Raw genomic sequence first — 12,536 nt, forward strand, 5'->3', positions numbered from 1 at the left:
CTTCAATTTTACACCATTAAATAAAAACTGTTTTGAGCACCGCAGGCACGTAGCGTCATAGGTGCTGACGAGAATGTCGGGGACATTACGAGCATGCTGGGGGCATGATCTCTTCCTCCTCCTTGCCTCAGCTTGAAGGCGCGAATCCTATGGCTTTCGGACACGCTCTGAAAGAGTGTCAGGCTCCCATAGCATCCGCATGCACGGTGCATGGGTTTACACACCTCCCGTGCTCAGGATGTCCTTTCATGACTGGTGCAGCAGGTGCGCGAATGCGCACCTGCTGCACCAGTCATGAAAAAGAGAGTGGGGACGCCTGCGTTCCCCAGGCCCAGGGACGCTCTGATTCCCAATATGTTGTAAGAAAATTCGCAATAAAAAAAGCATACATCAGAGCAGCTTTTTCTGCTGCTCTGATGTATGCTTTTTGGATAACACTACATCTTCTTGAAGGTACAGGTTATCTTGCCAAATTGTAGGGTATCACCGTCATTGATCGGCGTGGGAGTGTCTGGCTCCAGGCGCTTACCGTTGATGCGCGTGGAGTTGGTACTATTCAGGTCGGTAAGTGTGTAGCTGTTCCCGCTACGCTCAATGGCTGCGTGGAGACGGGAGACGGTGTCGGCGCCGTCAAAATTGCTCAGATCAACTTCTGGCTTGACACCACCCAGGTCATGGTCATAGCGTCCGACAGCCGCTCGTTCGCCACTCAGTTGGATCTGCTGTCCATTGTTGCCAAATGTCAGTGTACCCCATGGCTCGGTGGACCGGTTGGCAGCATGTGCTTGCTGGGCGGGCTGCATGGGTTGGGCCGCAATCGCCTGGGATGCTGAACTTGGCAGAGTGGATTGCGCCATCGCCTCCTGCTGCGCCTTAAGGGCATCTGGATTAGATGGAACGTAATATTGTTTCTGTGGCCGTGGCTGCTGCGGTGGCGGTGGGGTTTGATGGGGCGTGCTGGGCACCATCGTTACCTTCGGCTGCGGCTTAACAGACGGCTCCTGGGTGGTTGGCGGCACATAGTATTGCTCAGGCGGCTGCTGCGGCTTTGGCTGAGCATCGGCCGGCGGCTGACTGGATGGCGTATAGTATACCTGTGGCTGCGGTGGTGACGCTGGCGTTTGAGTTGTCGGCGGCGTATAAACAGGTGCCGGCGGCGGTGTATACGCTGGCGTCGGTGGCGTATACGTTGGCTTTGCTGGTTGAGCAGCTGGTGGCGTATACGTTGGCTTTGGCGGTTGATACACCGGTGCCTGAGGTGCCGCTGGCGGTGGCGTTGGTGGCGTATATCTTGGCGACTGCGGAGCCGGATTCGGCTGCGGGGTCGCGGACTGAGAAGCTGACACGGTACTGAATGTTGAAGCACCGCACTTTGGACAGAAAGAGGTACCAGCTTTCAACTCAGAGTTGCAGTTGGAACAGTAGAGTTTAGGAGCGGTCAGGGCGCGTCCACAGCCTGAACAGAAGGTGTCTCCTGGCTCATAGGGTGTATTACAGTGCGCACAGCGCAAACCCGCGGGCGAGGCTGCCGGGGCTGGCATCGGCGATTGTAATAGTGGTTGGGGCGCCTCTTCAACGACTGTGTTTGAAGGAATATAGTAAGGAATCTGCTGCTGCGGCTGGTTAGGCTGTCCCCACTGCTGCTGAATCTGCGGTACAAGGTAGGCAGGGATCGGACCTGCCTGGATTCCTGGGCGCTGCTGGCGTACCAGGCCGTCCACGATATTCAAGGCCTGATTCCCCAGGCTGGCCTGGCGTAATGCGCCTGCGCCCGCTGTCAGCGCCAGTGGCCACAGGACCGGAAAAGCGACCAGCCCGACCGCGCCGACCGCTGCTTTGTCTACCCAGCGCTGTCGACCAATCATCGCGAGAATACCACCCGCTGTACGCTGGATGGTCAGCGAGATTGCTGCCTGCATACCAATAATTGCCTCGAAATCACCGCCTTTTTTTAGCTGAATCAGCATTTGATCTCGATTGCCAAAGTGCTGCGCTTGATAACCCTGGGCAATATAGACATTGGAGATGTCAATCGCTAAACGCTCCACGTCTATATCATCTGAATTGTAAAAGCGGGCATCCATCCGTTATCCTCCAACGTAGCTTTATTTCTTATCTGCTTGCTCAATGTATTTATCGTATGAGTACAGCCATCTGCTGGCTGATGCATTGCTCGAATACGATTTGTATCTGGCCTCAATGAACGAACCTTAAGCACTCTGCCAGTGCTGGCCATCTACTCTTATCTACGTATCTGCCGGCTGAGAGTTGAACAATAAAAAAGTAGCTTTGCCCTCTTCCCGATAGAGTATACCATACTTCCTTTGACGTTTTTTACCTGGCAAAAAGATGTGCCTTCCTTATTTTTGAGCGCTGAAGGCGCGTAGCGTCAGGAGCCGCAGGCACGAAACTCATGCGTTCCAAACGTGCTCTGGCTGCATCTATATAAGAAGCAGGTGTATGCATTTTTTCAGCATACACCTGACTGGCATGGTCTGTATCTGCTGTAGCTTCCTTAGAAGGCGCTTCCCTGGGCGGTAGGATTAACCTGTACGTCTGGGTACTGCTGACGCACCAATCCATCCAGCATAGTGAAAATTTGTCCGGCCAGGTTAAACTGGCGGAAGGCGCCAAAGCCGGCGGTAAACAGCAAGGGAGCCAGTACCGGAACAAAGACGCTGGCTGCGCCTATGGCCAGTTTATCTACCCACTTCTGCTGCCCAATAGTCGCCATTATGCCGCCACTGGTGCGCTGCAATGAGAGCGAAAGAGCCGCCTGCAGACCAAGGACGGCCTCGATGTCGCTACCCTTCTTAAACTGCACCAGGACATGGTCCTGATTGCCAATATATTGTGCTTTATATCCCTGAGCTTGATAAGCATTAACCAGATTATTTGCCAATGTTTCAATATTAATTTCCTGATCGCGTAGATTATAGAAACGCGCATCCATGACTTAATCCTCCAATAATTTTATCTTCTATTGTATAAAGTATGCGTTAGATGGTATTTAAGAATTCTTCCGTATTTATCTACGCTTTTACTGCCAGAAAGTTGGATATGTTTTCAGCGTGCCGGGAGTCTGGCACGCTGAGTCCTGTCATGGCTCACCAGCCTGGGGGCGCGGCGCCCCCAATCTCTTTTTCATGTTAGTGCAAGAAGTGCTCTTTGTGCACTTCTTGCACTAACATGAAAATCCTTTTGAGCTCCGCAGGAGCGTAGCGTGAGGCGGAGAGACCACGATGGGCAAGGGAGTCAGGCACAGTTTGAGAAGGTCAGGATGTGGCGCTGGTCTTGACAACAGCCCAGCTTTTGCCGCCATCGGTGCTCTGGTAGAGTTGTATGGTGCCAGCCTTTGTGGTACCAATAGCCCAGCCGTTGCCGGCCGACACAAACTGCAGAGACTCAATTGTGACCACGTCTCCACCTAATTGCGTACCCCGATGCCAGCTTTTACCACCGTCGTTAGTATTGTAGATATTGCCTCCATTATTGTTACTACCCACCGCCCAGCCTTGATTGGCATTGATGAAACTGACAGTTGTAGTGATGTCAGAGGCGACTGGATTGCTTTTCCAGGTTTTCCCTCCATCATGCGTGTTGTAAATGACGACCGCGTGACTGTTGTCGACCAGTTGCGCAGGCAGAATACCATCATTCTGTCCGAAAAAAACTGGTGGAAAAGTACGGATGGCGCTCTTGCCAGGCAGTGTCAGGGGCTGAACGGTCCAGGTATAGCCAGCGTCAGTACTGGCGTAGAAGATGGGCGTATTCTGCTCGGCAGTATATCCGGTCACCCAGCCCTGTGTAGTGGATTTAAAGCTGATGCCTGTTTTTTCGTTGTTGGCTGGCAAGGCGCTAAGATTGGCGCTGCTCGACTGACTGGCGTTATCTATTTGATACCAGTTATTGCCACCATCGGTAGTTGATAAAATAGCCACTGGCTCACTGTCAGGCTTGCTGGCACCGTTTTTGAGTAGCAGCCATCCATGTAGTGGATCAATAAAGTTGATATTAATGACTCCCTGACCTGATATGGCTAGTGGAGATTCTAGCCATAAATCCCCTCCGGTATAAGTACGCCAGATGGAGATTTTGTCATTGACCTGCCCCGCAATCCAGGCGTTTTGAGCATCCAGGAAAGTCGCAGTGCTAAAGGTTGGTTGTGGCGCACCTGCTGTTGGGGTGATGTCCTTCCATTGCGCCACTCCTTGCGTAGTATGCAGTACATGCCCGTCTGGGGTAACCGCCCAGCCATTTTTGTCGTCGATCATATGGATAGCTTGTAGCGAAACTGGTTGACTGACTCCAGGGGTCGGCGTGGGCAAAACTACAATCGAATTGTCATCTGAGGTTCCGCCGTTCGCAGCTCCACAACCAGCCAATGCCAGCAAACAAATAATGCCAAGCAGACTAAAAGAGACCAGAGGCCAGAGGCGCCGGCCAGAGGCCGGCCCAGGCTTACGGTAGCGTGAAGTATGCATATGTTAATTCCTCTAGAGATATATGTTGTCTGTAGAAAGTAATAACTCCTCCGTATTGTATGTGCCATCGCACATAATTACAACGTCTCCGACCATAATTTATGCAAAGCTGAAAACAATAAAAAATATGACTTATAGAGCGTGATGTATATGGTACAGCGCACACCATATACATCACGCTCTATAGAAGATAAAAAAAGTGTTTGAAAGCCATATATTTCGCGCCTTCGGCCCCTGACGCTTCGCACCTGCGGTGCTCAAAATTATTTTTTATGATGTGGTGTGAAACCTGTGCTCAGCACAAGTTTCACACCACATCATAAAAAAGGCTCGGCCGCGCATGCGGACGTCCGCACGGGGTGCTTTGCTTCCCATGACCATGGGAAGCATGCATCTCCCTTTTAAACTATGGTTTCTTCTTCGTCGAGGATGGCTTTGCCAAACTGTTCGTTGTAGAGGCGCGCATACATACCGCCTGCTGTTAGGAGCTCCTCGTGCGTTCCACGCTCGACGATTTCTCCTTTATCAACTACCAGGATGATGTCAGCGGAAAGAATGGTAGAGAGGCGGTGCGCGATGGCCAGGGTGGTGCGTCCCTTCATTAATGGCTCCAACGCAGCCTGAATCAGGCGTTCGGAGTGCGTGTCCAGGGCGCTGGTGGCCTCGTCAAGAATCAGGATGCGCGGATTCTTAAGGATCACGCGGGCGATGGCGATGCGTTGTTTTTCGCCGCCTGAGAGCCGGTAGCCGCGCTCGCCTACGATGGTATCGTAGCCATCGGAGAGCTCCATGATACGATCATGAATGGCGGCAGCTTTGGTGGCCGCGATCATCTCTTCCTCGGTCGCATCCGCACGCGCATACAGCAGATTGTCGCGTACCGATGAGTGTAACAGATAGGTCTCTTGCGTAACCACGCCGATGAGCTCGCCAAGCGAGGCCAGGGCAATATCTTTGACGTTGTGGCTATCGATTTCTACTGATCCTTCATCGACATCATAAAGTCGGGGCACCATATAAGTTATGGTCGTCTTGCCAGCCCCGCTGGGTCCTACCAGCGCAGCAAGTTGGCCGGGCTGAATCTCGAAAGAGACGTTCCGCAGCGTCTGGCGTGGCTCTTCTGGAACTTCCAAAACAGCTGCGCTGGACTTGCCATTGTGCCCATTCTTGCTCTCTTCTGCAGCCGCTCCGTTATCAGTTGGCAGACGACGCAGAGAGAATAAGCCGCGTTTACCGTTACTGCCATTTTTGGCTGCGGCTTCAGGCAAAGGAATCAGTATGTCTGGAAGATCCTTTTTGTAGGTAAATGAGACGTTATTGAAGGTGACACGACCACGAGACTGATCAGTCGTCAGGCGCAAAGCGTTGGGCTTGTCTTTGATTTCAATCGGGATGTCCAGATACTCGAATATGCGATCAAAGAGGGCCAGGGAACCCTGGACATCAACTTGGATCGATAAGAGCTGACCGATTGGGAAGAAGATACGGCTCTGAAGGGTAGTGAACGCCACAATCTTACCGAAGGTCATGAAGGGGTCGCTATGCGAGATGATCTGTGCTCCAGCCACCAGGTAAACAACGGCTGGGATGATCGAGAAGAAGATGTTGATCGACATGAAGAACCAGCGTCCAATCATTTGCTGGCGTACTTCGAGGTCGGTTAGCTTCTGGTTCTCTTTCTCGAACAGCTCTTGTGCGTATTTCTGCCGACCAAAGGTTTTCATGAGCAGGATGCCGCTGACGGATAGGGTTTCTTGCATCATGGCGGTCATAGAGGCCATAGTCTGCTGGGTCTCTTTGCTGGTGATGCGACGAATACCACCAACTTTGACGGTGATCCAGAGAAAGAGTGGCAAGAGCCCTAATGAGATAAGGGTCAATATGGGACTGAGTAGCAACATGGCGATGATGGTGCTGACAACGGTTGAGATATTTGAGACGATGCTGGTAGCGGTGTTGGTGACCACCGATTGCACGCCGTTGACATCATTGGAGAGCCGCGACTGAATCTCGCCGGTACGCGTGGCGGTAAAGAAGCGCAGGGACATATTCTGGAGATGCTGATAGAGACGGTTGCGGAAGTCTCGCATCACGCGCTGTCCGATGATGTTATTAAGATAGGATTGCCAGACGCCAATCAGACCTGTGATAATCGGTGTAATGATCATGATGCTGACATAAATGATCAGCAGGGGCATATTCTTTTTTAAGATGGCATCGTCAAAGACACGCTCAATCAATAAAGGATTGATTAGCCCCAACACCGTGGTCACAATAATAGCGATCAAAACGAGCACAACCTGCCATTTGTACGGCTTAAATGCTTCAACAACGCGCCTGACTGTGCGAGCATCGGTCTTACGGCCCCGAAGCTTCTGCTCCTCTAAGTAGGAGGACATCCCCCTCCCATGCGATGAAAACCCATACCTGTTTCTCTCCCAGAAAGATTCTTTCTTAACTGCTTTGTAACTTTGCGCGCAAAGTCTGAAGTATAATCATCATAAATTCTTCTATTAAGATAGTATAGTAGATTTTTTTGTTGAGCGCACTGTCCAAGAAGACGGTTTTTCAGCCTGTCGATTTTACCAGGATGTACCAACGCCGTAGGTTCGGCCCTCGCGCCCGATTTCTCTCTCGACGCACGTTAACATTTCCTGGTGGAGAAAATAACACCGGATCAGTCGTTATAAATATAGGAAAACTCAGCGACCACTACTGACTGGTTACAGCCTGTAAAGAGCAGACTGAGCCATTTGTACTATTAAACAGGACCTTAACCAGGCAAACACCGTATCTTCACCATCACCATGGTATACTTCAGTACATGATTATACGTAGTTGTTTCTAGTAGCGCATGGGCCGGGCTAGAGGAGGAAGCCCGGTTGACGAGGAGGAGGCTGTTCGGAATTATCAGCGGGGAGCCTCCAGGGGTTATCACGTCCCTGAGAAGAGAACACACAACGCCTGCCGGTAACGACCAGGACAAACCGTTCTCAGTGATGTAGTAGAACAATCTAGTTTTATTACTACAATATAGAAAGGTACCCGACACCATGTGCGGTATCATAGGCTACGTCGGCTCAAAAGAGATCGATGTCACTTCCATATTGCTTGATGGCCTCTCCAAGCTCGAATATCGCGGATATGACTCCGCTGGTATTGCGGTTTTAAATTCCACCGGTACGATTGATCTCCATCGCCAGGCAGGCAAAATTGCTAATCTTGTTGCGACCGTTGAAAATGGTTCTCGCCCTGGTGATAGCACGCTCGGTATTGGCCATACGCGCTGGGCAACCCATGGGCGACCAAACGATACCAATGCCCATCCCCATCCCGATTGCAGTGGCAGTCTGACAGTTGTGCATAATGGCATTATCGAAAATTATGCTGAACTGCGGCGTGCGCTACAGCAAGATGGCCACGTTTTCCAGTCCGAGACCGATAGCGAGGTGCTGGCCCATCTGATTGAACGCGAATACTTTGGTGCGGCCAATCATGACCTGGTGCTGGCTGTGCGCACAGCCCTGCAACACGTGACTGGCGCTTATTCTATCGGCGTGGTGAGCCGCGAACATCCCGATCTGTTGGTCGGAGCCCGTTGTGCCGGTCCCTTGATTGTAGGATTGGGAGAAAACGAGCAGTTCCTGGCCTCCGATATTCCCGCCATCCTCAAGCATACGCGCCGCATCCTGATTCTCGAAGAGGGAGAAGTAGCCGAGCTGCGTCCTGAGGGCGTGAAATTGACAACTCTGTATGGAACGGCTATCGAGCGTGCACCCTTGACGATCGATTGGGATATTGAAGCGGCTGAAAAAGGTGGCTATCCGCATTTTGTGATCAAAGAAATCAACGAGCAGCCAGAGGCTCTGCGCCGCGCATTGACCGGTCGCAGCCGCGATGGTCAGCTTCACCTGCCTGAACTTGAACGCATGGAACATGCAGGGCTGCTCAATAATATTCAGCGTATCCTCGTCGTCGCCTGCGGCACCTCCTACCACGCCGGAATGATCGCCAAATATGCTATCGAGAAGTGGGCGCGTATCCCGGTTGAGACCATCACGGCCGCCGAATTCCGCTACTGCGATCCCATCGTCGGACCCGAGACCCTCTGTATCGCCGTCACCCAATCAGGTGAGACAGCCGATACGCTGGTCGGTATCCGCCAGGCTCGCGAACATGGGGCCCCGGTGATCGCCGTCACTAATATAGTCTCCAGCGCCATCACCCGCCTGGCCGATGCAGTACTCTATCTGCAGGCGGGTCCTGAGATTGGTGTGGTCGCCACCAAGACCTTTGTCAGCTCGGTTGCGGTCCTCTACATGCTGGGACTCTACCTGGGTCAATCGCGTGATCGCATCCACGAAGATCAGATGCGCGAATTCCTGACTTCTCTGGATCAACTCCCTGACCAGATTCAGCGTATTCTCGACCAGGCCAACAGCGAGGGCGATATCATCGAGCCTCTGGCTAAAAGCATGGCGACAGTCAACAGCATCATGTTCATCGGCCGTGGCGTTGGCTATCCTACTGCCTTGGAGGGCGCCCTAAAGCTCAAGGAGATCTCATACATCCACGCCGAAGGCTTCCCGGCTGGCGAGCTCAAGCACGGCTCAATCGCTCTGCTCGATCCCGCAACGCCACTGATAGGTATCGCCACCACCTCTCATGTCTATGAGAAAGTGGTCAGCAACATCCAGGAAGTCCGCGCGCGCGATGCCCATATCATCGTCGTTGCCACCGAAGGAGACGAAAACATTCGCCAGCACGCCAACGACATCATGTACGTCCCGGCCACGCTCGAAGTCTTCAGTCCCCTGCTGGCCTCGGTACCATTGCAGCTCTTTGCCTACCACGTAGCCGTCGCCCGTGGCTGCAACGTCGACCAGCCCCGCAACCTCGCCAAATCCGTCACCGTCGAATAAAAAACACCGATGGGGCATGCACGCATGCCCCATCACCATAGGTTCGGGTCTTGCACCCGATTTCCCTCTCACCCCACGAAAACGTTGGATAAATTCGAGCCTCAGGATCGCTTATCTCAGAAACCCTACCTTGCTCAGCTTCATTGCCATGCATCCAATGGGCCATCCCCTATTCGTCGTCGCGGTCAGGCTGACGCTTCAGACTCCACAGGTCGTTCCAGGTATTCTTCCTTAATTTCTTTGGGACCAAAAGGCCAGGTGTGTTCAACGAAACGAGCCCAGAAGAGGTAAGCAATGATACCTAATACTGTCCATGCGACAGCCATTAGCATCGGATTCGTCCATATCGGCAAGATAAACTGGGTTCCACTCAGGCCCGATGACACAAAGACATAAACCCAGCCAATCAGCGCAAGGATGCTGAACAGTGGATAAAGCCACATGCGATAGGGACGCTTCAGGTCAGGCTGTCTGCGGCGTAAGACTGTCAATGCGGCTACCTGGCCCAGCGCTTGCACAATCACAATAACAGCGGTAAGGATAGCAATGATAGTTCCAAGAGGGAGAATGGAAGCAACGGCGGTAATTATGCACATAACAATTAAGGCGACATGTGGAAAGTGATAGCGTGGATGCAACTTACCAAATTGCCGCAGGAAGACACCATCACGAGCAGCATTATATGGTACACGCGAACCTCCCAGAAGCCCAGCAAAGACCGAGGCAAAGGCCGTGATAAGAATAAGAACTGTCACAACGCTTGAAATACCTTTTCCCCAGGCCGTCTCCAGAACAAGAGAAGCAACAGAGTTTGACTTCGCCACAACTTGCCAGGGAACAACGCCCATAACCCCGATGTTGAGTGCGAGATAAAGCAACATCATGCCAAAGATAGAGATCATAATGGACCAGGGCACAACACGCCCGGGATTGCGTACCTCGGCTCCCATGTAAGCTGTCGTATTATACCCCAGGTAATCATAAATGCCGATGATCAGGCCTGCACCCAGCCCACCAAAGAAGTGGCTGTCTAAAGTGAAGGCATTCGATGGATAGCTAAAAGCCAGCGTCGGGTTAAAATGGGTGAATGATGCCACAATCACTGTACCGATGGAGATTAGCATAATTACAAACAAGACATTGCTAAGGATACCAATCGACTCGATGCGGCGATAAAGAGCAAAAAGAACGACGCCGGTCAACGCGAACGAGACAAGATCGATTTGCCACCAGGTCATATTGGGCCAGAGATAGCCGAGGTATGAGACCAATCCATTGATACCGGTCGACATAATAAGAGGAATGAAGAGAACCGCGGTCCAGGTAAAAATGAACGGCATTAAACGACCAGTTCGATACTGAAAAGCTTCACGGAGATAGATGTAGGTGCCTCCTGCTCCAGGCATGGCAGCTCCAAGCTCAGCCCAGATCAATCCATCGGCCAGGGCTAGCAGTGCTCCAGCAATCCAACCGAGGATAGCCTGCGGGCCGCCAAAGGCCGCTACCATGAGGGGAATTGTGATGAACGGTCCAATGCCACACATCTGGGTCATGTTAATCGCTACTGCTGTTCGCAAATTAACACTACGTACAAACCCGACATTCGTTCGGTCTGCTGCTCCACGTTGTGCAGTTCCTGTGGAATCTCCCTTTGCTTCCTCATTCAGACTTGAAGAACTCACGGTTTACCTCCTTTTGCAGCTGTTTATAGATGATAGGCAAATAGTGTGATATTATATTATAGTCTTATAGTTAGTATAGTTTCCTAACTTTAGCGTGTCAAGATGGTTGATCGCTTTCTCGCTGCTTTGTCTCTATTGTTTTACAACGTGGTCAACATCATTTAGAATATACAAGTCCTTTCGTTACTGCTAAGGAGCCAATCTATGTCAACGACCGAAAGCAACCTGCACAACGAGTATCAAACGGGAACTCCATCCTTGTTGCGATCCATCAACGAACGAACGTTGCTAGAATATTTACGCAGCCATAAACCGACGTCTCGGGCCCAGCTTGCACGCGCCACCGGCCTATCGAAGCCAACTGTATCGCAAGCCCTCGCTAGCCTCGAGCGTGCAAGCCTTGTTCGAGCTGTTGGGCAGTCGATATCGGGTAAGGGAGGACGTACAGCTATACTATATGAGCCACACCCAGATGCTGGTTATGTGGTTGGTATCGATCTAGGCCGTGGTTGGGTACGTGCCGCAGTAGCAAACCTGACCGGTCAAATTCTTGTGCGCATGAATAAATCAAACGATGCCCAGAACGCATCTGCCCTTGTTACATTGCTAAGCCAACTGGCTCGTGATCTTGTCGCACAGGCCGGTCTGTCCTGGTCACAGGTAGTACATGCAGTCATTGGCACACCGGGAGTCTTTGATGAGCAAAGTAAGCGCGTGCTTTTTGCGTCGAATCTGCCCGGGTGGGGACGACATGGTTTGGTAACAGAGCTACAAGCCGCATTTGGTTTGAGTCTTTCAGTGGAAAACGACGCGAACCTTGCAGCGTTAGGTGAGCGCTCATTTGGCTGGGGCTCCAGTGCCGGTACATTTGTGTATATTACCCTGGGTACGGGCATAGGCATGGGTATTATTATTAACGGCGCACTCTACCGAGGAGGACACGGTGCAGCAGGCGAGATAGGTTTCTTACCGTTCGGTTTGGACGAGATCGCAGAGGAAACCGAAAAAATCAGTGATGTCTATTTAGGTATGTTCGAGGAGGCAACCGCCGCCAAGGCTATCGTTCGCCAGGCGCAAAAATTTGGTTTGCCTGCATCCTTTTCTCCTAAGCAGATCTTTGACGCGGCGCAACAGGGCAACAGTAAAGCGCTTGCCTTGATTGAACAGGAGGGATATCGTCTGGCTCTGGCAGTTTCAACCATCACTGCTATTCTGGATCCAGAACTAATTGTGCTCGGTGGAGGTATCGGTCAACGTGACACGTTGCTGCTTCCGGTACTGGAACGTAGGTTACAGCAACTCACTCCCTTGAAACCACGCGTCGTTGCTTCCAAGCTAGGGGATGATGGCATACTTCTCGGTTCCATTGCTACAGCACTAGAAATAGCACACAAGCTCGTCTTCCAGCATTACGTCAACAGTAATTATGGCGCTTCAAAATGAAAACG

The 12,536-nt window shown here is 51.8% G+C and carries 7 protein-coding genes; 2 read left to right on the forward strand and 5 right to left on the reverse strand.

What is annotated here, in order from left to right; all coding sequences use genetic code 11:
* Positions 1–437: 437 nt before the first annotated feature.
* From JMI88_RS33205 to JMI88_RS40295, 4 genes are all read right to left on the reverse strand, one after another.
* A complete protein-coding gene (locus JMI88_RS33205) occupies positions 438–2,084 on the reverse strand; it encodes a double zinc ribbon and FHA domain-containing protein (protein WP_201366324.1) in 1,647 nt (548 codons plus the stop codon).
* A 431-nt stretch (positions 2,085–2,515) separates the two neighbouring features.
* Positions 2,516–2,953, reverse strand: a complete 438-nt coding sequence (locus tag JMI88_RS33210; protein ID WP_201366325.1) for a hypothetical protein — start codon at positions 2,951–2,953, stop codon at positions 2,516–2,518.
* 322 nt (positions 2,954–3,275) lie between these two features.
* Complete coding sequence (locus tag JMI88_RS33215; RefSeq protein ID WP_201366326.1) at positions 3,276–4,484, reverse strand: WD40/YVTN/BNR-like repeat-containing protein; 1,209 nt, start codon at positions 4,482–4,484, stop codon at positions 3,276–3,278.
* Between the two features lie 401 nt (positions 4,485–4,885).
* Complete coding sequence (locus JMI88_RS40295) at positions 4,886–6,883, reverse strand: ABC transporter ATP-binding protein (RefSeq protein WP_201366327.1); 1,998 nt, start codon at positions 6,881–6,883, stop codon at positions 4,886–4,888.
* A gap of 654 nt (positions 6,884–7,537) precedes the next feature.
* Here JMI88_RS40295 and glmS point away from each other — a divergent pair.
* On the forward strand, positions 7,538–9,406 hold the full coding sequence (glmS, locus tag JMI88_RS33225; RefSeq protein ID WP_201366328.1) for a glutamine--fructose-6-phosphate transaminase (isomerizing): 1,869 nt from the start codon (positions 7,538–7,540) through the stop codon (positions 9,404–9,406).
* Positions 9,407–9,591: 185 nt separating this feature from the next.
* Here the strand turns inward: glmS and JMI88_RS33230 are convergent, their stop codons facing one another.
* Entirely contained in the window at positions 9,592–11,088 is a 1,497-nt protein-coding gene (locus JMI88_RS33230; protein WP_201366329.1) for an APC family permease, read from the reverse strand.
* Between the two features lie 204 nt (positions 11,089–11,292).
* Between JMI88_RS33230 and JMI88_RS33235 the strand changes: the two genes are divergently transcribed.
* Positions 11,293–12,531, forward strand: a complete 1,239-nt coding sequence (locus JMI88_RS33235; protein ID WP_201366330.1) for an ROK family transcriptional regulator — start codon at positions 11,293–11,295, stop codon at positions 12,529–12,531.
* The last annotated feature ends 5 nt before the right edge of the window (positions 12,532–12,536 follow it).

This window comes from Dictyobacter formicarum (assembly GCF_016587435.1).